At 53.0% G+C, this 19,036-nt stretch carries 23 protein-coding genes; 9 read left to right on the forward strand and 14 right to left on the reverse strand.

The window, feature by feature from the left end; translation table 11 throughout:
• Positions 1-13: 13 nt before the first annotated feature.
• Positions 14-1,489, forward strand: coding sequence for an Asp-tRNA(Asn)/Glu-tRNA(Gln) amidotransferase subunit GatA (gatA, locus tag BL107_RS07260; RefSeq protein WP_009789655.1), 1,476 nt, complete (start codon positions 14-16; stop codon positions 1,487-1,489).
• A gap of 70 nt (positions 1,490-1,559) precedes the next feature.
• The gene (locus BL107_RS07265; RefSeq protein ID WP_009789657.1) at positions 1,560-5,078 is read left to right on the forward strand and encodes a DNA polymerase III subunit alpha; all 3,519 of its coding nucleotides are present in this window, start codon (positions 1,560-1,562) and stop codon (positions 5,076-5,078) included.
• Positions 5,079-5,254: 176 nt separating this feature from the next.
• On the opposite strand, the gene BL107_RS07270 is transcribed toward BL107_RS07265, so the two are convergent.
• From BL107_RS07270 to ruvA, 3 genes are all read right to left on the reverse strand, one after another.
• A complete protein-coding gene (locus BL107_RS07270) occupies positions 5,255-5,668 on the reverse strand; it encodes a PAM68 family protein (RefSeq protein WP_006169771.1) in 414 nt (137 codons plus the stop codon).
• 12 nt (positions 5,669-5,680) lie between these two features.
• Entirely contained in the window at positions 5,681-5,950 is a 270-nt protein-coding gene (gene rpsO, locus BL107_RS07275) for a 30S ribosomal protein S15 (RefSeq protein WP_009789658.1), read from the reverse strand.
• Between the two features lie 76 nt (positions 5,951-6,026).
• On the reverse strand, positions 6,027-6,671 hold the full coding sequence (gene ruvA / locus BL107_RS07280; RefSeq protein WP_009789659.1) for a Holliday junction branch migration protein RuvA: 645 nt from the start codon (positions 6,669-6,671) through the stop codon (positions 6,027-6,029).
• Between ruvA and BL107_RS07285 the strand changes: the two genes are divergently transcribed.
• A complete protein-coding gene (locus BL107_RS07285) occupies positions 6,643-7,167 on the forward strand; it encodes a hypothetical protein (protein ID WP_006169905.1) in 525 nt (174 codons plus the stop codon). The two genes, ruvA and BL107_RS07285, sit on opposite strands and share 29 nt — an antisense overlap.
• 224 nt (positions 7,168-7,391) lie before the next feature.
• Here BL107_RS07285 and BL107_RS07290 read toward each other — a convergent pair whose 3' ends face one another.
• On the reverse strand, positions 7,392-8,300 hold the full coding sequence (locus BL107_RS07290; protein WP_009789661.1) for a DMT family transporter: 909 nt from the start codon (positions 8,298-8,300) through the stop codon (positions 7,392-7,394).
• Positions 8,301-8,353: 53 nt separating this feature from the next.
• Between BL107_RS07290 and dnaG the strand changes: the two genes are divergently transcribed.
• Positions 8,354-10,414, forward strand: a complete 2,061-nt coding sequence (dnaG, locus tag BL107_RS07295; RefSeq protein ID WP_009789662.1) for a DNA primase — start codon at positions 8,354-8,356, stop codon at positions 10,412-10,414.
• 99 nt (positions 10,415-10,513) lie between these two features.
• Here dnaG and BL107_RS07300 read toward each other — a convergent pair whose 3' ends face one another.
• Positions 10,514-11,875 carry a 1-acyl-sn-glycerol-3-phosphate acyltransferase gene (locus tag BL107_RS07300; RefSeq protein WP_232192827.1) on the reverse strand — a complete coding sequence of 454 codons (1,362 nt, stop codon included), beginning with the start codon at positions 11,873-11,875 and terminating at the stop codon, positions 10,514-10,516.
• A 9-nt stretch (positions 11,876-11,884) separates the two neighbouring features.
• Between BL107_RS07300 and BL107_RS07305 the strand changes: the two genes are divergently transcribed.
• The gene (locus BL107_RS07305; RefSeq protein WP_009789664.1) at positions 11,885-12,760 is read left to right on the forward strand and encodes a metal ABC transporter permease; all 876 of its coding nucleotides are present in this window, start codon (positions 11,885-11,887) and stop codon (positions 12,758-12,760) included.
• Positions 12,761-12,816: 56 nt separating this feature from the next.
• Here the strand turns inward: BL107_RS07305 and BL107_RS12635 are convergent, their stop codons facing one another.
• Complete coding sequence (locus BL107_RS12635; protein WP_009789665.1) at positions 12,817-12,993, reverse strand: hypothetical protein; 177 nt, start codon at positions 12,991-12,993, stop codon at positions 12,817-12,819.
• Between the two features lie 10 nt (positions 12,994-13,003).
• Here BL107_RS12635 and BL107_RS07310 point away from each other — a divergent pair, with 10 nt between their 5' ends.
• Positions 13,004-13,309, forward strand: a complete 306-nt coding sequence (locus BL107_RS07310; protein WP_009789666.1) for a TIGR03894 family protein — start codon at positions 13,004-13,006, stop codon at positions 13,307-13,309.
• A 5-nt stretch (positions 13,310-13,314) separates the two neighbouring features.
• Here the strand turns inward: BL107_RS07310 and BL107_RS07315 are convergent, their stop codons facing one another.
• The 4 genes from BL107_RS07315 to BL107_RS07330 all read right to left on the reverse strand — a co-directional run bounded on the left by BL107_RS07315 (position 13,315) and on the right by BL107_RS07330 (position 15,407).
• Positions 13,315-13,584, reverse strand: a complete 270-nt coding sequence (locus tag BL107_RS07315; protein ID WP_009789667.1) for a hypothetical protein — start codon at positions 13,582-13,584, stop codon at positions 13,315-13,317.
• Between the two features lie 77 nt (positions 13,585-13,661).
• Positions 13,662-14,459 (reverse strand): ABC transporter ATP-binding protein, encoded by a 798-nt coding sequence (locus BL107_RS07320; RefSeq protein WP_009789668.1) that lies wholly within the window; start codon positions 14,457-14,459, stop codon positions 13,662-13,664.
• The gene (locus tag BL107_RS07325; RefSeq protein WP_009789669.1) at positions 14,452-14,871 is read right to left on the reverse strand and encodes an NUDIX hydrolase; all 420 of its coding nucleotides are present in this window, start codon (positions 14,869-14,871) and stop codon (positions 14,452-14,454) included. The genes BL107_RS07320 and BL107_RS07325 overlap by 8 nt, the downstream gene beginning before the upstream one ends.
• Positions 14,868-15,407 (reverse strand): hypothetical protein, encoded by a 540-nt coding sequence (locus tag BL107_RS07330; RefSeq protein ID WP_009789670.1) that lies wholly within the window; start codon positions 15,405-15,407, stop codon positions 14,868-14,870. Before BL107_RS07330 ends, BL107_RS07325 begins: the two co-directional genes overlap by 4 nt.
• Before the next feature lie 17 nt (positions 15,408-15,424).
• Between BL107_RS07330 and BL107_RS07335 the strand changes: the two genes are divergently transcribed.
• Entirely contained in the window at positions 15,425-15,616 is a 192-nt protein-coding gene (locus BL107_RS07335; RefSeq protein ID WP_009789671.1) for a hypothetical protein, read from the forward strand.
• Here BL107_RS07335 and BL107_RS12230 read toward each other — a convergent pair.
• A complete protein-coding gene (locus BL107_RS12230) occupies positions 15,600-15,785 on the reverse strand; it encodes a hypothetical protein (RefSeq protein WP_009789672.1) in 186 nt (61 codons plus the stop codon). The two genes, BL107_RS07335 and BL107_RS12230, sit on opposite strands and share 17 nt — an antisense overlap.
• A 150-nt stretch (positions 15,786-15,935) precedes the next feature.
• On the reverse strand, positions 15,936-16,238 hold the full coding sequence (locus tag BL107_RS07345; RefSeq protein WP_009789673.1) for a hypothetical protein: 303 nt from the start codon (positions 16,236-16,238) through the stop codon (positions 15,936-15,938).
• A 329-nt stretch (positions 16,239-16,567) separates the two neighbouring features.
• Between BL107_RS07345 and BL107_RS07350 the strand changes: the two genes are divergently transcribed.
• On the forward strand, positions 16,568-16,810 hold the full coding sequence (locus tag BL107_RS07350) for a hypothetical protein (protein WP_009789674.1): 243 nt from the start codon (positions 16,568-16,570) through the stop codon (positions 16,808-16,810).
• 111 nt (positions 16,811-16,921) lie between these two features.
• A complete protein-coding gene (locus tag BL107_RS07355; protein WP_037988273.1) occupies positions 16,922-17,176 on the forward strand; it encodes a hypothetical protein in 255 nt (84 codons plus the stop codon).
• Between the two features lie 29 nt (positions 17,177-17,205).
• On the opposite strand, the gene BL107_RS07360 is transcribed toward BL107_RS07355, so the two are convergent.
• Positions 17,206-17,898, reverse strand: a complete 693-nt coding sequence (locus BL107_RS07360; protein WP_009789676.1) for a hypothetical protein — start codon at positions 17,896-17,898, stop codon at positions 17,206-17,208.
• Positions 17,899-18,632: 734 nt separating this feature from the next.
• Positions 18,633-19,001 carry a hypothetical protein gene (locus BL107_RS12640; RefSeq protein ID WP_037988279.1) on the reverse strand — a complete coding sequence of 123 codons (369 nt, stop codon included), beginning with the start codon at positions 18,999-19,001 and terminating at the stop codon, positions 18,633-18,635.
• Between the last annotated feature and the right edge of the window lie 35 nt (positions 19,002-19,036).

Genomic DNA, 19,036 nt, shown 5'->3' on the forward strand with positions numbered 1-19,036 from the left:
CGTCGGCCCTGCAATGGATCGCAAGACCATGACGATCAGCGCGTGGCGTCAGCAACTGCAGAACGGTGATATTTCATCCCGTGAGCTTGTTGATCAGCACATCGACAGGCTGAAATCAGCTGAGCCGGCCCTCAGTGTTTACAACGAGATCACGGTTGAGCGAGCTCGGGCCGATGCGGATCGCATCGATGCTGCCCGTGCCGCCGGTGAATCGCTTGGTCCGCTAGCTGGTTTGCCGCTGGCGATTAAGGACAACCTCTGCACCCGAGGTGTGCGAACCACCTGTTCAAGCCGCATGCTTGAACATTTCGTTCCGCCCTATGAGTCCACCGCCACGGAGCGTCTGTGGCAGGCCGGAGGCGTACTGGTTGGTAAAACCAACCTCGATGAATTTGCGATGGGTGGCTCGACTGAAACCTCGGCGTTTGGGGCGACGCACAACCCTTGGAATCTCGACCACGTTCCTGGCGGTAGCTCTGGTGGAAGTGCGGCGGCGGTTGCCTCTGGCAGTTGTATTGCGTCGCTGGGTTCTGATACCGGCGGATCGATCCGTCAGCCAGCGTCTTTCTGCGGTGTTGTTGGCTTGAAACCCACCTATGGCCGCGTAAGTCGTTGGGGTCTGGTGGCGTTTGCGAGCTCCCTTGATCAAGTGGGCCCTTTTGCGACGACCGTGGCCGATGCGGCTGAGCTGTTGCAGGTGATTGCCGGACCTGATCCGCGCGATTCAACCTGTCTGAACGTCGACGTTCCCGATTATTCAGCAGGTCTGAATCAGTCGATCAAGGGGTTGAAGGTGGGGGTGATCAAGGAATGCTTTGACGCCAAGGGGTTGGATGGCGAAGTCAAAGCATCTGTACAGGCGGCAGCCGCACAGCTTGAGGCCCTTGGTGCTGAATTGGTTGAGGTGAGTTGCCCTCGTTTTAACGATGGCATTGCTACGTATTACGTGATTGCTCCCTCAGAAGCATCGGCCAATTTGGCTCGTTACGACGGCGTGAAGTACGGCTTTCGGGCTGCGGATGCGGAGAGTTTGGCCACGATGACCTCGAGCAGTCGGGCTGAAGGCTTTGGTGAAGAGGTCCAACGGCGGATCTTGATCGGCACCTATGCACTCTCCGCGGGATATGTCGATGCGTACTACAAAAAGGCACAGCAGGTGCGCACCTTGATCCGCCGCGATTTTGATGCCGCGTTCCAATCGGTGGATGTGCTGCTTACCCCTACGGCGCCCTCGACGGCCTTCAAGGCTGGTGCCCATAAAGATGATCCTTTGGCCATGTATCTGGCGGACCTCCTAACAATCCCCGTCAATTTGGCTGGTTTACCTGCGATCAGTGTTCCCTGCGGTTTTAGTCAGGCGGGGCTGCCCATCGGCGTGCAGTTGATCGGCAATGTGCTCGATGAGGCGCGTTTGTTGCAGGTTGCCCACCAATACGAACAAGCGGCTGATGTGTTGTCCCAACGCCCGCAGGCCGCTTTGGTGCCTTAAAAAGCGCCAGATGTGGTGGTTGGTCGTGCAGCGATACGCTTGATCTTGCGTTGGGCCCTAATCTGGGTCCATGGCATTTGTTCCCCTCCATAACCACAGCGACTACAGCCTGCTCGACGGGGCGTCTCAGCTGCCGTCGATGGTGGAACGGGCGAAGGAGCTGGGCATGCCCGCTATCGCCCTCACCGATCACGGTGTGATGTATGGCGCGATTGAACTGCTCAAACTTTGTAAGGGAACCGATCTCAAGCCAATCATTGGCAACGAAATGTATGTCATCAATGGTTCGATTGATGATCCTCAGCCGAAAAAAGAGAAGCGATATCACCTCGTTGTTTTGGCGAAGAATGCCATCGGGTACCGCAATCTGGTGAAGCTCACCAGCATTAGTCATCTGCGTGGCATGCGGGGCCGTGGAATCTTTTCCCGGGCATGCGTCGATAAAGATTTACTCCAGCGCTATAGCGAAGGGCTCATCATTGCCACGGCGTGTCTTGGAGGAGAGATTCCCCAAGCGATTTTGCGCGGTCGTCCCGAAGTCGCTCGCGATGTTGCCCGCTGGTATCAGAACGTTTTTGGAGACGATTTTTATCTAGAAATCCAAGATCATGGTTCTCCTGAAGATCGAATTGTTAATTCCGAAATTGTCAAGATCGCCGAGGAACTCAACATTCAATTGGTGGCCACGAATGATGCCCACTACCTCACGAAACAGGATGTGGAGGCGCACGATGCGCTCCTCTGCGTGCTTACTGGAAAGTTAATTAGCGATGAAAAACGGCTTCGCTACACCGGTACGGAATACATCAAGACAGAAGAAGAGATGGGCCGTTTATTTACGGATCATTTAGACCCTGATGTTGTCCAAAAGGCCATTACGAACACTGCCAAGGTGGCGGAGAAGGTTGAGGACTACGACATCCTCGGTAAGTACCAAATGCCACGCTTCCCCATCCCCGATGGGCACACGGCAGTGACCTATCTCCGTGAGGTGACGCTGCAGGGGTTGCGTGACCGACTGGAGCTCAAGGCCGACGATCCGATTGCTGAAAACTATGCCGATCGGATGAGCCATGAGCTCGAAATCATGGAGCAGATGGGTTTCCCCACCTACTTCCTTGTGGTTTGGGACTACATCCGTTTTGCGAGGGAGCAGAGCATCCCAGTGGGGCCAGGTCGGGGGTCTGCTGCGGGCTCCTTGGTGGCCTACGCCCTGGGGATCACCAACATCGATCCGGTGAGCAATGGCTTGCTGTTTGAGCGATTCCTCAACCCAGAACGGAAGTCCATGCCTGACATCGACACCGATTTCTGTATTGAACGTCGGTGTGAAGTGATCGATTATGTGACTGAACGCTATGGCGACGACAAAGTTGCCCAGATCATCACGTTTAACCGGATGACATCCAAGGCCGTCCTCAAGGATGTGGCCCGGGTGCTCGATATTCCCTATGGAGATGCCGACCGTCTCGCCAAGTTGATTCCTGTCGTTCGGGGTAAGCCGGCCAAATTGAAGGCCATGATCGGAGATGAGTCGCCCAATCCGGAGTTTCGCGAAAAATACTTAGGTGACCCTGCTGTGAAGCACTGGGTTGATATGGCGATGCGGATTGAAGGTACTAACAAAACCTTTGGTGTTCATGCGGCAGGTGTGGTGATTGCTGCTGATCCCCTCGATCAACTTGTGCCCCTCCAGCGCAACAACGATGGTCAGGTCATTACTCAATACTTCATGGAAGATGTTGAGTCGATGGGTTTACTCAAGATGGATTTTCTTGGGCTTAAAAACCTCACAATGATCGATAAGACGCTGGAACTTGTTGAGGTTAGTAGCGGGACACGCATCGATCCCGACAAGCTTCCTCCCCAGGATGCCGACACCTTTGCGTTGCTCGCTCGTGGTGATTTAGAGGGGATCTTTCAACTTGAATCAAGCGGCATGCGTCAGATCGTTAGAGATCTGAAGCCCTCATCCCTTGAAGATATTTCATCAATTCTGGCCCTCTATCGGCCTGGTCCGCTTGATGCCGGCTTGATTCCAAAGTTCATTAATCGAAAACATGGCCGCGAGGCGATTGATTTTGCCCACGAGATTCTTGAGCCGATCTTGAGTGAAACCTACGGAATCATGGTTTATCAGGAACAGATTATGCGGATCGCGCAAGATCTAGCGGGATATTCCCTGGGGCAGGCAGACCTCCTGCGTCGGGCGATGGGTAAGAAAAAGGTGTCCGAGATGCAAAAGCATCGCGGCATTTTTGTGGAGGGTGCGAAAGAGCGCGGTGTCGATGTGAAAGTGTCCGACGAATTATTTGATCAGATGGTGCTCTTTGCCGAGTACTGCTTCAACAAGAGTCATTCCACTGCCTACGGAGCGGTGACGTATCAAACCGCCTACTTGAAGGCCCACTACCCAGTGGCCTATATGGCGGCTTTGCTCACCGTGAATGCTGGCGCCGCCGACAAGGTGCAGCGCTACATCTCCAATTGCAATGCCATGGGGATTGAGGTGATGCCTCCCGATCTGAATGCCTCACTCATCGATTTCACTCCCAACGGCGATCGAATTTTGTTCGGCTTGTCGGCGGTTCGAAATCTTGGAGATGGTGCGATCCGGCGCTTGATCGAATCCCGTGAAAATGATGGTCCGTTCCGTTCCTTGGCAGATCTGTGTGATCGCCTTCCATCCAGCGTTTTGAATCGCCGTGGCTTGGAATCCTTAATCCATTGCGGAGCAATGGATGCCATGGATCCGAATGCCAACCGAGCGCAGTTAATGGCAGATCTCGATCTGCTTTTGGATTGGGCCTCCTCTCGAGCAAAGGATCGAGATAGTGGTCAGGGAAATCTGTTCGACCTCATGGCTGCCCCAGCGGAGGACGATGGTCCGACGGATCTCAGCATGGCGCCGAAAGCGGCGCCTGTTCCGGACTATCCCCCCTCTGAAAAGCTCAGACTGGAGAAAGATCTTGTTGGTTTTTATCTTTCAGATCATCCGCTTAAACAGCTCACTCCTTCATCGCGTTTGTTGGCACCCATTGGCTTGGGTTCCTTGGAGGAGCAGCCGGATAAAGCCAAGGTCAGCGCGATCACGATGATCACTGAATTGCGTCAAGTCACGACGCGAAAAGGCGATCGGATGGCCATTTTGCAACTTGAAGATCTCACCGGTAGTTGTGAAGCGGTTGTGTTTCCCAAAAGTTATGCCCGCTTGGCCGACCATCTGATGGCAGAAGCTCGCTTGCTCGTGTGGGCTGGCGTCGATCGACGCGATGAACGTGTTCAGTTGATCATTGACGACTGTCGTGCCATTGATGACCTCAAATTGCTCCTTGTTCAGATTCCCTCTGATCAAGCTAATGACATCGCTGTTCAACATAAATTACGTGAATGTTTGACGCAATATCGTCCTGAGCGCGATGAGCTCGGCGTGAAAGTTCCAGTGGTGGCTGAGGTTTGTCTCGGAGACTCGGTTCGTTATGTTCGGCTTGGTGCACAATTCTGTGTGCGAGATCCAGTTGCTGCCGTGCAAGCATTGAATGATCAATCGTTTACAGCGCGTTGTAGTGATCGGCTTGTGCTGGGTTGATGTATAGCGCTGATTGCTAGACCTGGCTCAACAGAAATATTGGCGAATAGATGTTAACTTTAAGCTTTTATGGCCTATTGTTATCAGTTATTGCATTGATTTCATAAGGTAATTAATTTGTTTAAGGATTTTTGTATGCTGGGGAAGGGATTTTATTGTCCACAGATTTCTTTGTTTTATTGATCTTTTCCGTTTCCCTTTGACTGCTTTTGCGCCCGAATCGATTCACGCATGCGTTGAACATTTGGCTTGAAATTCTCGAATCCCAAAAGAGATCCAGGTTCCTTGTCCCAGCTGGCCGTTAGGACCCCGACGCTCAGGCCAACGAGGCCAAGAACAAAGAAAAAACCCGATCCAACCAACGTTGCACCAGGTGGTATCTCTGCAATATCTCGTGTCACAACGAAGTAGCTGGCAACAAAAACCCCCATGCCCGCAAGGGACGGAAGTCCTGTAAAAATCGCGACGCGACGGGCCATCCGGTCTGCGACATAACGGGGAATGGCTTCTTGCTTCACCCCAGCAGGTTCTTTTGCCGCTTTCCCTGAGCCTTTTGGCTCAAAGGGAAGCGGGCTGCGTTGCTCAGCCATGAGGGATCCCGATCAGCCGCGGATGCCCAGCTTGGAGATGGTCTCGCTGTAGCGCTGCTCGCTCTTGCTGCGCATGTAATTGAGAAGGCGCTTGCGGCGTCCAATCATCTTCAGTAGTCCCTGACGGGAAGAGAAGTCGTGGATGTTGTTCTGAAGATGGCTGCTGAGGCGATTAATGCGCTCACTCAACATGGCCACCTGAACCTCTGCGGAGCCGGTGTCGGTGCCGTGGGTCTGGTGGGAGTTGATCAGCTGTTGCTTTTCGGTGGTATCAAGCGACATGCGCGGGGGGCGGCCCTGTCATTGCAAAAAAGCATCTTACCGACTGATGGCCCCCTTTTCGACGCGAAGTCTCCGATTAAGCGGATTCCCTGCTCAGCCATTGAAGACAACTCCGTAGCCAACCGTCTTGATCGGTGCCGGAGGGCGGCACACCACTGGCCCCATCGGCAATGGCGCGTATGGCTCGGCGAATTTCGAGTTCGTCGTAGCCCAGGCTGATCAGCGTGGCTTCCACGTCCTCTCCCGCTTCGGGGATTTGTTCTGAGGCCAGTCCCTCCACGAGGGATGGTTGGGGATCGAGCCCGCCAAATGCCGCGATCGGGGTGCGCAGGTCGACGGCGAGGCGCTCGGCTGTGCGTTTACCGATGCCTTGGGCTTGGCAAAGCCGTTTGAGGTCTCCACCGCTAATCGCTGCGACCAATTCATGAGGCTTGCATTCATGCAGAAGCGCTAAACCGGCTTGGGGCCCAACGCCATTGACGCCAATCAGCAGGCGAAACAGGTCCCGTTCTTGGCGACAGGGGAAGCCAAATAAGCTGCTTCCATCCTCCCGTTGCACTTGGTGGATCCAAAGGGTGAGTTCACTGTCAGGCTGGAGTTGTTTTTGATGGCGTGAGGTGAGTTGCACCTCGTAGCCCACTCCCGCACACACCAGCAGCACTCCGCTGCGATTTCCCTGGGTCCAGCACTCCATGTGCCGTCCTTGCAGCCAGCCGATCATGGAGAAACGAATCAACCGCGTCATGTTGCCGCAGCTGTCTCTGTCTGTCCCGTCCCAATCCCATCCTGGCAGCGCTCTTTGGCGCTACGTCGTCCATGGGTTGTGCGTGCTCTTGCTGCTTTTGTCGTTGACGGCTTGTGGCGGATCTCAGCCCCCCAGGGCTTTGTTGAATGAGGCGCTCTCCCTGCAGATTCAACTCACCCAAACGGCCATTTCAAAATCCTTGAATCTTCCACCCATTTCGTTGACCCCCAACGTCAGCCGTGTGCGCGTCGAGGAACAAGAAGCCCTCAATCTTGGGGAGGAGCGTGGCCTTCGGGTGTCAGGCCGGTTTGATTGGCAGCTGCCCGGCGATCGCGTGCAGGTCGATAGTCCTTTTGAGGTTTATCTACAGCGGGGTGAGCGTGGCGAGAGCTGGCGGCTGGCGCGGCCAAATGGTCCAGACCAGGATCAACAGTCTTGGTTGCTGTATCCGCTGGGTCAGAGCAAGGCTTAGCGCCCATCGTTTGAATGTTGCCTGTTTGCCTCCATTGCTTGATCGAATGAACTGATCAACCATTTTTATTTTATTGATGTTCTTTTAGTAGGATTTGACTCGTCCTTGGTCTTAAGTTTTTAGTTATTAGGTCCGAGAATGTCTGAACGAAAAAAATTCTCAATATTCCCCTAAAATTAAGCCATTGAGGTGGAATCACTGGCCTTGATTATTGATTCAATCCTTCAAGTTGGCTGATTGTTTTTCGCAGAGAGGCTGATCATCGTCGCAATCAGAACAAGACCGCTTCCGCCAATTTGCCAAAGGCTGATCGATTCAGAAAACCACAGCCAACCCCAGCTCGCAGCAAAAACCACCTGGATGTAATTGATCGATGTGGCCCTTGCCGCGGGGAGGCGACGCAGCCCATCCGTCACCCAGATTTGGCCTAGCTGCGTGAGCACGCCAACGCCCAGAAGCCATATCCACTCCACTCCCATGGGCCAAACCCCTGTTCCGATGACCCAAGGGAGAGTGATCGGAACAGAAATGAGTGGGAAATACAGAATGATCACCAGGGGGTGTTCGGTGGCCGATAACCGGCGCACACTCACATATGCCAAGGCTGTGAACAGCGCACCCAAGATGCCAATCAGAGCTGGCGTTAGAGGCAACGCTTGAACATCACCGGTTAACCAGTCCGGTTGAACCACAAACGTGATACCCACCCAGCCAAGCAACACCGCAAAAATAATTCTTTTGCGCAAGGATTCCCCGAGCAAGAACAGGGCTGCGAGGGCGGTGAACGTTGGGTAGGTGTACTGCAGCACCGTTGCAGCGGCGAGGGGCAATGTGTCGATGGCTTGAAAAAAGCACAGCAACGCCATGCTCCCTGCGATCCCTCTTGCGAAGAGAAGTCCGCGAGCTTTGGCGGTGCCCCACGGTTGTACCCCCGCCAACCGCAAGCCCATCCCGGTGAGCGCCAAGCTGATGATTGCCCGAACGAGCACGATTTCAGTGACAGGGATTCGGCCATTCAGTTGCTTGACGCAGACGGTCATCAAACTGAAGGCAAGCGAACTGAGAATCAGGGAGCGACTGCCTTTTGCCTGCTCACTGGCCCACCAAGGGGAGGCCGTCTGGGGGTCAGGCATCGGTTTGAGAATCGCGGGGTAGACGGTGTCCTGCGACTTCGCAGAATGGTGTGATGGTCAATGCCCGCTTACATCCCCGAACGATCGAGGCCGTGAAGGAGCGGGCCGACATCGTTGACGTGGTTGGTGAGCACGTTGTTCTGAAGAAAAAGGGACGCGAGTTCGTCGGCATCTGCCCTTTCCATGACGACAGCAAACCGTCGATGACGGTGTCTCCCGCTAAACAGTTCTACTACTGCTTCTCCTGCGGGGCAGGGGGCAACTCCATCAAGTTTTTGATGGAGTTTCAGCGTCAGAGCTTCAGCGATGTGGTGCTGGATTTGGCGCGTCGCTACCAGCTACCGATTGAGACGGTTGATGGTCCACAGCAGGAACGATTACGCCAACAGCTCTCGCGTCGCGACAAGCTCCAACGCGCTTTGGCCCTCGCTTCGGGTTGGTTTCGCACCCAGTTGCGCAGTCCAGCTGGTCATGAGGCCCTCAACTACCTCACGGAACAACGTGGACTCAGTCCGGCCGTCCAGGACGCCTTTGAATTGGGTTATGCCCCGGATCAATGGGATGGCCTGCTGAATCATTTGCAGCAAGTGGAGGGACTGGCTCCAGACTTGCTCGAAGCGGCTGGATTGGTGGTTCCCCGTAAGGGGGGAAACGGGTTTTACGACCGTTTTCGTCACCGCGTCATCGTGCCGATTCACGACCGCCAGGGGCGCGTGATCGGTTTTGGTGGTCGCAGCCTCGATGGCAGTGAGCCGAAATACCTCAACTCTCCAGAAACGGAGGTGTTTGAGAAGGGAAAACACCTCTTTGGCCTTGATAAGGCGTCCAATGCCATCCGAAAGGATGACCGCGCCGTGGTTGTCGAAGGGTATTTCGATGTCATCGCCCTTCACGCTGCCGGAATCACCAATGCGGTGGCATCTCTCGGGACGGCCCTCAGCAGTCAACAAATCACCCAGCTGTGTCGCGTTACCGACAGCAAGCGCATCGTGCTCAATTTCGATGCAGATGGTGCTGGGGTTCGTGCGGCGAATCGAGCGATCGGTGAGGTGGAGCAACTCTCGCTTCAGGGTCAACTGGAGCTGCGCGTTCTTCACTTGCCCACGGGTAAGGATCCTGATGAGTTCCTTAAAGATCACGGCGCTGGCGATTACCGGGCGCTTTTGGATCAGGCGCCGCTCTGGCTCGATTGGCAGATCGAGCAGGCTCTGGCTGATCGTGATCTGAGTCGTGCAGATCAATTTCAGCAAGCGGTCAGTTCGCTGGTGGCGTTGTTGGGGAAGCTGCCCCAGTCGGCCGTGCGCACCCATTACCTCCAGCGGGTGGCAGAGCGGCTGAGCGGAGGTCAGGGACGCCTTGCCTTGCAGCTCGAGGAAGACCTGCGTCAACAAGTGAAGGGGCAGCGTTGGCATGGCCGATCCAGCCGCCATGAGCAGCCCGGTGAGATCAGCCAGCGAGAGCGTTCCGAAGCCGATCTGCTGCGGTTGTACCTGCATTGCCCTCGCCATCGAGCTGTGATTCGTCAGGAGTTGCGTCAGCGGGAGCTGGAAGATTTCGCTATCCAGCACCATCGCCATCTATGGGCTGCCATTACCGAACTCGAGGAAACGAATCTGGGGGTGGGTCGATTGGAGGCGATTAGTCGTTGTGACGATGCCGGAGACGGTTTGGATGATCTGGATCTACCCCGTTTGTTGACCGATCAACTCTTGCTGGAAAACAGTGCTTTGGTCTCGCGTCTGACGCCCTTGCTGGAACCTGGAGAACTCCAACGGGTCTCGTTGGCGGAGCCGCTGGAGCTCCTGCGTGGCACGGCAGCGCTGTTGGAGCGTCAGAAAAGTTTGAAGCGCTGCCGCCATCTCTTGGAGGCATGGGGTGGTCAGCGGTTGCAAACGTTGGAGTCTTGTATTGCTGTTCTGATCGATCAGATCCAGCAGATCACCGACCCCCACGACAACACGGATATGGAGATGCGAATCCAAGCGTTATTCGATGATTTGAATCGTGATGCTCTGCGTTATCAAGAGCTTTATTACACGGAGCGTAAGCATATTTCTCATCTGGATGAGCAGCGTTGTGCGGGCTATTCCACGGGCGATCAGCTACCAGCCTGATCATCATCGGGTTGGTGGGATTGTTCTTTCAGGAGGCGAAAGGCTGATGAGAGCGATGCCGGCTGAGAATTTGAACAGATCGCTAGGCAGCATTGATGTTCAAACCCCATCCATTAATTGATGGAGCGCTTGTTGGAGGTCTGCCATGAACGCTTGGACAGCTTGACGACGGTTGTGGCGATAGGAGTTCAACCGGGGGAGGACTGCCATGGGTTCCCCCAAGCTCAATTCCACCCGTTGAGGACCTAGCGATGGGGAACTCTTCCAGGGGCGGTCCTCAATCCAGCCAATTGTCTCTTCCACTAACAAAAGCATTTCTGCTAATCGGTCGAAGTTGGCTTCATCGCTAATCGATTGGCCGGTCACACAAATGAAGTGCTCCACCAGCCGCATGCGGCTGAGTTGGAGGTCCGCTTCTCTGGCCTCCCAGTCGGCAATGCTCCGTTCAAGGGGGGGCAGCTGCTCAAGACCCTCGCGATAAATCCGGTCCCATGCCGCCTGTTCAATGCGTCGACAGCGCTCCTGCAATGTGCCCGCTGCTTTTAAACCGAAATGGGATTCGGCTTTGGCTAATCCATGCAAGCGGTAGGTCGTGATGCGATGAACCAGCGGCTGGTCTGGCTCGTGCTGTAGCCGCTCCAGGTGTTCAAGGGCATCAATCAGGGCGTCACCGATCCGCAGAAATCGCTGACGGTGCACTTGGTGGGGGTCATCCCATTCCTCATTCAGCGGTTCTCCCTGAACCCCGAGATGGCGTTCAAGTGCCTGAAGGCGAGCATCAAGAGCGGTCCAGTTCTGATGCCTCCAGCTGTAGGTCAGGCTGACGGGGAGCACCTGAAGGTCCTGGGTTTGCCCACTTTTTTCGAGATCCTCGGCCGCCCAAAAGGCCAGTTGGGCAACTCCCGGTTCTAGGGGGGCCATCTCGGTGGAGAGATTATTGGTGGCTCCCTCCGGGGCAATCACGAGGGGGTAGCGACCTTGGGCTAGCACCTGACGTGCTTCGGCCAGAGCGGGACGGTCGAGTCGTCCTCTATGAATTGCGATTCCGCCACAACGTTGCAGTAGCCAGCCAATCAACGGTCCAGCCCAAATGGGAATGCCACGGTCATACAAAAAGCGCAGTTCCACAGGGCGAGCCAATGGACTGTTGCGCTGGCGAGCTGTATTGGCTGTCCGGTTCCAAAACAGATCAGCCAGCACGAGTGGATCCCGAGTGCTGGGATGCCGAAAGGCGATCAAAAGGGTGGTTTCTCCGGCTTGGTGCGCTTGGAAGGCTTTGGCCAAGCCTTCTGCTGCATTTCCATTGCAGACCTCTAACCCTTGGACGCGGAAGACCATGGGTAGTAGTCGACCGACAAGGCTCTGGACTGGACGGCTGGACCTGGTGGGCAACCGTCGTAAGGCAGGACGAGCGAATTGGGTTGAGACGCGGGGCATCGTGCCTGCGGGTGACACGCCCATACTGATTCGATGAACCTTCTCTTGGAACCCCTGAGTCACGCCTTCATGTTGCGTGCCCTGTTGGTGAGTGCTCTGGTTGGTGGGGTTTGTGGGTTGCTGTCTTGCTATATGACGCTCAAGGGTTGGGCGCTCATGGGTGACGCGGTCTCCCATGCGGTGTTGCCCGGTGTTGTAGTGGCCTACGCCCTTGGCCTGCCGTTTTCGCTTGGAGCGTTTGTATTTGGGGTGGGTTCAGTCGCCGCGATTGGCTTTGTGAAGCAGAAATCGAGGGTGAAGGAGGACACCGTGATCGGTTTGGTGTTCACCGGATTTTTTGCCCTCGGTTTAGTTCTGGTGTCGAAAACACGCAGCAATATTGATCTCACGCACATCCTGTTTGGAAATGTGCTCGGTATTAACGCGGCCGACATCGTTCAAACCTTGTTGATTTCGCTTTTGGTCTTGGTGACGTTGTTGGTGTTTCGTCGGGATTTGATGCTGTTCTGCTTTGATCCCACGCATGCACGCTCCATTGGCATCAACACAGGGGTATTGCATTACATGCTGCTCGGACTGCTGTCCCTCGCGGCTGTTGCAGGACTGCAAACCGTTGGAATCATTCTTGTGGTGGCCATGTTGGTCACTCCCGGTGCCACGGCTTATCTCTTAACCGATCGCTTTGATCGAATGACATTGCTAGCTGTCACTAGCAGTGTGTTGTCGAGCTTGTTGGGGGTTTTCATTAGTTATTGGACCGACAGCTCAACGGCGGGGTGCATCGTGCTGGTGCAAACCGCGCAATTTCTCTGCGCTTTCTTGTTTGCCCCCCGGCATGGAGTGTTGCGTCGTTACGCGGCGATGCCGTCGCTTAGTGGTGACACCAATGACGGTGACCAGATGCCCTGAGCGCTCGTTCGGTGGGATCCATCTGGTGTGGGGACAAAGACATGCTGTTGTTGGTGCTAAGCCATCTCCTCATCTGCTTCATCGTCGTCGTACACATCGTTAAACCTGGCTACACCTGCTTCTCGGAACAGAAACTCACTGGCGTGACGTGAACGTTTCGTTCCCTCATCGGCCCAGGCTTCGCGATAGTCGCTGTCATGGTCCATCCGATGTGCTTCCTTGTATGGATACATCCATCAAATAATGACCGCTGACAAGGAGCTGCTCAAGGAAGTGGCGTTGGAGCTTTGGAACACCACGAAGAAGCTCCGTCCCGGATTACCAAAGGCCCCCAGGGCTCAACTGGTCCTTAAAGCCCTTTTGACACTCGGAGATATCAGCGATCAACTTCAGGCCGCCATGATTCTTGGCGTGATCGAGGCTCAGGAACCTGACGATGAGCCGGTTGACGCAAAGCAGAGCGAACAAACTGGCGAAGATAAGACCGTGGTCGTCGAAGAATCCCGCTCAACTCCTCGTGTCGTCCGAAAGCGTTCAGGCGCTAGCTAGCAGATTCAGGCTGCTACTGCTCCTCGATTTCGTCCCAGGGGTTCAATCCAATCGATCAAAACGTGCTGATGGTGGGATTGGGCCCTGGCTGTGTCGGAATTCGCGATCCGGCAGCCCAAATTCACCTCTCCGTCGTCCATCAGACGACCAAGGCGGATGGCGGCGGCTTCTTCAGCGCGACTGAACGATTCTTGATGGGATGCAAGCCAACCGACCTCAGCCTCTGTAATAACACCGGTCGTTAAGGATTCGAGAACAACTTCTCCGACAGTCATGGGGTGGATGTAACGAATTTGTTACATCCTGGCGCGTGGCTCAGCCTGCTGTGGAGTTGCGCCCAAAAAAGGGTTTGTTAAGCCGGAAAAACCTGCCGAAATCCATGGGCTTCCACCACCGCTACTGGTGTGTCGTACAACGCGCTGAGTTTCGTCGATGTGAGCATCTCAGCGGGCGTTCCATCACCAACAATGCGCCCTTTTTGAAGAAAGAGAACCCGCTTCATTTCTGGAATAATCGTGTCGATCCTGTGGGTGACTTGCACAAGGGTGGTGCCATGACGGCAGAGAGCACTAAGGGTGTGCATCAGCTGATGGCATCCCCTCAAATCCAATGCCCGGCTTGGTTCATCCAAAACAAGAACGTCTGGTTCATGCACTAAGGCTCTGGCCATCAGCAGACGTCGCCGTTGGCCATCTGAGAGCTGGCCATAGGGCTGATCAGAAATCGACTGAAGATTGAGCTGTTCAAGAACGTGTCTTGCTCGGATGCGTTGACGATCGGTTGGGTTTTGGTCGTGCCCTAGGCGTGTCGATCCAAAAAATCCAGCAAGAACTAGTTCAAGGGCGGTGATCGCTCCTGGGATGCGCTCCTCCATCGGAGTACTGACAATTCCGAGGCGTTGTCGCAGTTGCCAAAGATTCACGCTTGAACGTCCGAATAGATGCAGGTAGGCCTGGTCTTGAACGATCGGGTGCAGCGAACGATCAATCAGCTTCACCAAACAGCTCTTTCCTGCACCATTGGGGCCCAAAACAGTGGTCGACTCACCAAGCCTCAAGTCGAGGTTGATGTCGTGGAGCACAGGTGCTCCTCCTAGCCAGGCTTCTCCGTGGCGGATCTCGAGCCAGGTAGTTGAGCCCAAATCAATCAATCAGCAAACGTTTAATCACTTGGTCGAGACCTGGGGCAATCGGTCGGGCTTCACTGCGTCGATCGCTCCAGATGCTTCCTTGACGAAGCTCATATTTGGACGTGAGTTTGAGGTCTTGCCCCTCTAGCAACGTCAACTGTTCCACGGGCACGCTGAGCCAACCGCGAAAGACATGGGCAATGCGAGGTCCATCTTGACTTGTGAACCAGTGCTTCAGCGGAGAGGCTGGTTTCCAATTGATTTCTTCGAGCAATTCACGATGTACGGCTTCTGAAGGTGTTTCATCAGGATCAAGATGGCCTCCAAACAGTCCCCAGTGGCCGGGATAGAGAATCGATTCCTTGTCATCTCTGAGTTGTAGGAGCCATGCTCCGTCGCGTTCGAGAACGGCCAAAGCCACCTCGCGTTTCATTCGCTTTCGATCGAACGTTTGTTCCAAAGAGCTAACCCACCACCACGACCGCGGGCAATCAACAAACCCTGGCTTGGGTCGAGATGAATCAGTGCAAAAAAGGGCATACGTTGTATCGAAGGTGTGTCGATCGCTTTGCTGAACCAGACCTTGTCTGCAACTTCTAGCTGGACGCGATTAAAGCTGAAAAACAGCAGTGGGCGATTTCCTTTGAGCTGAGCTGCCCCCTGAAAACTGAGCCGAAATCCGGCAACTTGAACTCGGTTCTCGATCTGTATGTGTTCGGACTGAGGCGAGTCGAGCTCAGGCGAGACCGTGAGAATTAAGCATGCATCGAAGGCCCGAAGACAAGCGTCCGTTCCCGGTGTTGAGGGGGCGCCTGAACGATTCCATGTGGTTTGAAGTCTCCAACATCCTTGAAGTTGGTCTGCTTGGATACCACTGCCCTTGCGACGAGCTTCTCGCTCGAGATTCAACAGAGTTGCTCTATCGGGACGCGGTGCTGTTGTGATCATGGTGCGAAGCAGTGCAGCCATCTTTCCGGAACGAAGCCATGCAACCGGAACCGAGCCGAAAAGAGCTGATCACTAGCTTCATCCTGCGCGGTTTCAGGATTGGAGCGAGCACGATTGCCATCCTCGAACTGTTGCGCAGTGATTGGACGAGTGCTGGCCTAGCCAGTTTGGCTTGGTTGATTTTTGTGCAGGTTGAAAGGCGGCGAACCGCGCTCAAACCTCCGTCCTAAGAATCGAATCGATGCAATTGGGGTGAGCCCGAATGTAGGCGTTGAATTCCATCGCCAACATCCGCGCTTCGAAAGCGTCGCTGGCATAGAAACAAGATTCAAGTTTCTCGCCGTCTGAAGTCTTATGCCGAACGGTGTAGGGGTTGCGGCCCTGAATCGGATTGGCCATGAAAGATGCCCCGTATGACTTCACCGTGGCATTTGGTGTGGGCTTGGCGCCATAGCTATTGATTCATGTTTGCGTTTCAACGCTTCATGAAGTTATGGAACAGCCTGGTAAATCAGTCAGAAATGTCTAATCAGGCGTTAAATCACGGTTTTACTCGCGCACTAAAAAATCCACGATCAAGTCACCTTCAATATTGCGGGTGATGCGGAAATCAAAATCCTCCACCTGGCCTGTCCAGATTCCTTCATCTGGATCGGCTTGTTCACCCTTGATGGATTGAACGTTGTGGCCGTAGAGCTCTTGAAAGACATGAGCCGCAACGCTGGCCGCCATCACCTCATCCATCTCATCTAACTCATGGGCAGCAACGCTGCAGCCCTGAAGCATTTCTGAGTCGAGGACATTTCCCTTGCCGATATCTTCAACGAGGGAGAGCAGATCTGAATGGTCCATAAGCGGTTTAATCCTCAATTGAGTGTGTCAACACAAATCCCTGTTGTCAGCATGGCTGGATCTCAGAACAAGAAAAAAATCTAGATTTCATGTCACACGTCGGTAAGAAATAATGCTGAGAACAATAATTGCGAGCATAAATATAAATAAAACGAAACTAAAAGTGTATTGATAGCTATTGTTTAGATCTGCATGCAATGATTTTATTTATCGGTCGAACGTTGTGTATTGGTGTGGGTCGATGGATTGATGAATTTTTAATTTGATCCGAGTGGTTTGGAATTAATCTATCAATTAGGTCGTAGAATTTTGTCCATTGGAAATGTGGTATGCCGCATCCAACGGCTTCGATTATTGCCCAAGCCTCTACCCAGCAATTAAAGGAATATTTGCTCGGCTTCACGGAAGAGGCTGCCATTCTCGCGGTTCGAGAGTTGGTAAGCCGTGGTGAACCTGCGGATCAAATTATTCAGGATCTGGAAGATCAACTGCAACCGAGCCTTGATAATGGAATGCCGATGCGTTCGTGCCAGGCTTTAATCGCTGCACTTAAGTCTGAGTTTTCTGATTAGGAGCCTTGTGCGTTCAACCGTTAAGCCGTTGAACATTGGTTGGGTCGAGAGCTGATTGATTAATTGTGTTCTCCCATGAACAGACTAAGCTTAAAGACCCGAGATTGAAAGGTGAATCCAGCTTCTATTCGACGATTTATATTGACCTTGATCACGGGATACCTAGCCATTTTTGGCGTAAGGCAACTTCCTTATGAATTTGAGAATGAATGGTTTGTTATTGTTCCCGTCCTGCTTGTTGTCTACATTCTAACGATTTGGATTGATGGGCAGATATTTAGTGATGATGAAACTCAAATCTCCGTACCCAAGAAGAAAAAGCTAAGTCAAAATAAATCCGATAAGAAAGGTTTCGGTGATGCATAGTGACTTTGTTGGCTGGCACTCAGATGCATTTATGTCTGTTTAGTATTCTTCTCGACCTCTGTATAAGGATTACGAACCGGTTTCCAGTTTCCTTTGTAGTGGGGATACAAAAAAGTCCAATCTTCATCAATGCGAATCCCATGGCTTTTGAGAAGGCGTTTGGATGAATCCGATTTGGTAAAACCGATAGCAAACTTCTTCCTCTTCCCACAGGTATGAGCAATTGCGTCAAGCACTTCTGTTCGTCCTTTTTTATCTTCCAAAACAGCCCGCTTCCACTGCCCATAGGCCTTATCTCCGTGGCCTGTGACGATGGCTTCACGAATTTGTTTGGCCCCGGTTTTGTAAAAGTCACCAACTAAAACTGAAAGACTCCACCGTGGATAAGTGTCCTCGATTCCCTCACTATCTTCTAGCTCAAGGGATCCACACCAGAATCCACTCATCCAACAAAGTTGTGCGCCATTTTTGTATTTTTGTGCAAATAATCCCTTGCCAGGTCTTCGAAGCAATAATTCAAGTTTTGCAGGAGTACGCACATTTTCATTGCTCTTTGCGAGAAAACTGTCGCGCGTGCTTTCCTTCGTACCTTGCTCTTCTAAATGATTTCTTAGTTCTTCGATGGTTGGATCATGAAAGTGCGGTGGTTTATTAAAGTTCTGTTTGGTTAGCTTCCAGGATGTTCCGTCACCTCGGGTTGGCTCGTCAAGGAAATTAGCCATGGGTGAATCAACTCCGTTGTGTTTGGTTTTAGCTTAGGAAGATCGTACAATGTGATTGATTACTAGTCTGTTTGAAATGATATCAATATAGGTTGTGTCCTAAGCATGAAGGCCGAAAAGATAATTGTTTTAAAAAATTAAGTTTATTGGCTTTACTTTGGTTCAGTTGGAAAGAGTTTCCAATCACCCTCTGGGATATCTGGAGTTTGTTTAAGGTCTTTGGGCTCCTTGAAGAGCACGCGCCATTCAGGCACACGACAAGGTACAAAGTCTGGGCTTTCAATGCGTATTCCACCAAGAATAGAAGGAGCTCCATAGAAGCCTGCTTTCCATGAGCCGTCTTGTTTCAGTGGATCACCTTTGAACCAAACCCAACAGCGTTCATTTGCGCAGGTTGTGGATTTTGGCGCTGCCATTTAGAAAAACTGTCATTTCTTTGTTGAGCTTATCTACGATACCAATAAACACGTTTTTGAAAGTAGAGAGCAAAGACTCAATTATTTTGTTCTAAAATGCAAATCAATTTGAGTACAATTGTTTATTGGCAAGCGTGATGGATGTGCAGTTTACTTTTCTACCCATTGAATTGGATATTGAGTTAATGCGTTCATGTTATGGTTTGACGTTTCGGTTGATTTGAATTGTGATTGACGACTAATGATAAGACCTTTTAACCATGTCTTGGCATTCTTTAGTGATGATTTTAAGGGCATCATTGGCTGTGAAAATCCTTCTCAAATAGTATCGATCGATTGAGTGTTTGCAAGATTCCGTCCGGTTCGCGCTGGGAAAGAGAGTTTTAGGCCTTTCCGGCCCATTGGGGGCTGTGGAAGTTTCAAGGCAGTGGTCGTTTGGCCTGTATTGCGGTTGCTAAGCACGCCGTTTCCACTGTCGGAGGTTTTGCTTGAGAGGGCAATGCGCCTTAACACCGATGGCAAACGAGCTGTGCTGGGCAAAAGTATGGGCATCGAAATCGGAGGTGCCCATGACGGCCGAAACTCCACCTGAGCAAGCGCTAGAAGCACGCTGACTTTTCTGGCCCCTGCTCCAACTTTCAACCCATCCGTGAGCCGTCCGTCTGGCGCGACAACGCTGAGCGTCAACCCAGTCGACTTTCCTCTGCATCGTTGAGGTGCCC

It is taken from the genome of Synechococcus sp. BL107, from assembly GCF_000153805.1.
In the GTDB taxonomy this organism is placed as follows: Bacteria; Cyanobacteriota; Cyanobacteriia; order PCC-6307; family Cyanobiaceae; genus Parasynechococcus.

Excerpts from the sequence above, each read along its gene's own strand:
- gatA (WP_009789655.1), top strand. The coding sequence starts at position 14 with ATGGATCGCAAGACCATGACGATCAGCGCGTGGCGTCAGCAACTGCAG.
- BL107_RS07265 (WP_009789657.1), top strand. The coding sequence starts at position 1,560 with ATGGCATTTGTTCCCCTCCATAACCACAGCGACTACAGCCTGCTCGAC.
- BL107_RS07270 (WP_006169771.1), bottom strand. The coding sequence starts at position 5,668 with ATGGCTGAGCAACGCAGCCCGCTTCCCTTTGAGCCAAAAGGCTCAGGG.
- rpsO (WP_009789658.1), bottom strand. The coding sequence starts at position 5,950 with ATGTCGCTTGATACCACCGAAAAGCAACAGCTGATCAACTCCCACCAG.
- BL107_RS07285 (WP_006169905.1), top strand. The coding sequence starts at position 6,643 with ATGTGCCGTCCTTGCAGCCAGCCGATCATGGAGAAACGAATCAACCGC.
- ruvA (WP_009789659.1), bottom strand. The coding sequence starts at position 6,671 with ATGATCGGCTGGCTGCAAGGACGGCACATGGAGTGCTGGACCCAGGGA.
- BL107_RS07290 (WP_009789661.1), bottom strand. The coding sequence starts at position 8,300 with ATGCCTGACCCCCAGACGGCCTCCCCTTGGTGGGCCAGTGAGCAGGCA.
- dnaG (WP_009789662.1), top strand. The coding sequence starts at position 8,354 with ATGGTCAATGCCCGCTTACATCCCCGAACGATCGAGGCCGTGAAGGAG.
- BL107_RS07300 (WP_232192827.1), bottom strand. The coding sequence starts at position 11,875 with ATGGGCGTGTCACCCGCAGGCACGATGCCCCGCGTCTCAACCCAATTC.
- BL107_RS07305 (WP_009789664.1), top strand. The coding sequence starts at position 11,885 with ATGAACCTTCTCTTGGAACCCCTGAGTCACGCCTTCATGTTGCGTGCC.
- BL107_RS12635 (WP_009789665.1), bottom strand. The coding sequence starts at position 12,993 with ATGTATCCATACAAGGAAGCACATCGGATGGACCATGACAGCGACTAT.
- BL107_RS07310 (WP_009789666.1), top strand. The coding sequence starts at position 13,004 with ATGACCGCTGACAAGGAGCTGCTCAAGGAAGTGGCGTTGGAGCTTTGG.
- BL107_RS07315 (WP_009789667.1), bottom strand. The coding sequence starts at position 13,584 with ATGACTGTCGGAGAAGTTGTTCTCGAATCCTTAACGACCGGTGTTATT.
- BL107_RS07325 (WP_009789669.1), bottom strand. The coding sequence starts at position 14,871 with ATGAAACGCGAGGTGGCTTTGGCCGTTCTCGAACGCGACGGAGCATGG.
- BL107_RS07330 (WP_009789670.1), bottom strand. The coding sequence starts at position 15,407 with ATGGCTGCACTGCTTCGCACCATGATCACAACAGCACCGCGTCCCGAT.
- BL107_RS07335 (WP_009789671.1), top strand. The coding sequence starts at position 15,425 with ATGCAACCGGAACCGAGCCGAAAAGAGCTGATCACTAGCTTCATCCTG.
- BL107_RS12230 (WP_009789672.1), bottom strand. The coding sequence starts at position 15,785 with ATGGCCAATCCGATTCAGGGCCGCAACCCCTACACCGTTCGGCATAAG.
- BL107_RS07345 (WP_009789673.1), bottom strand. The coding sequence starts at position 16,238 with ATGGACCATTCAGATCTGCTCTCCCTCGTTGAAGATATCGGCAAGGGA.
- BL107_RS07350 (WP_009789674.1), top strand. The coding sequence starts at position 16,568 with ATGCCGCATCCAACGGCTTCGATTATTGCCCAAGCCTCTACCCAGCAA.
- BL107_RS07360 (WP_009789676.1), bottom strand. The coding sequence starts at position 17,898 with ATGGCTAATTTCCTTGACGAGCCAACCCGAGGTGACGGAACATCCTGG.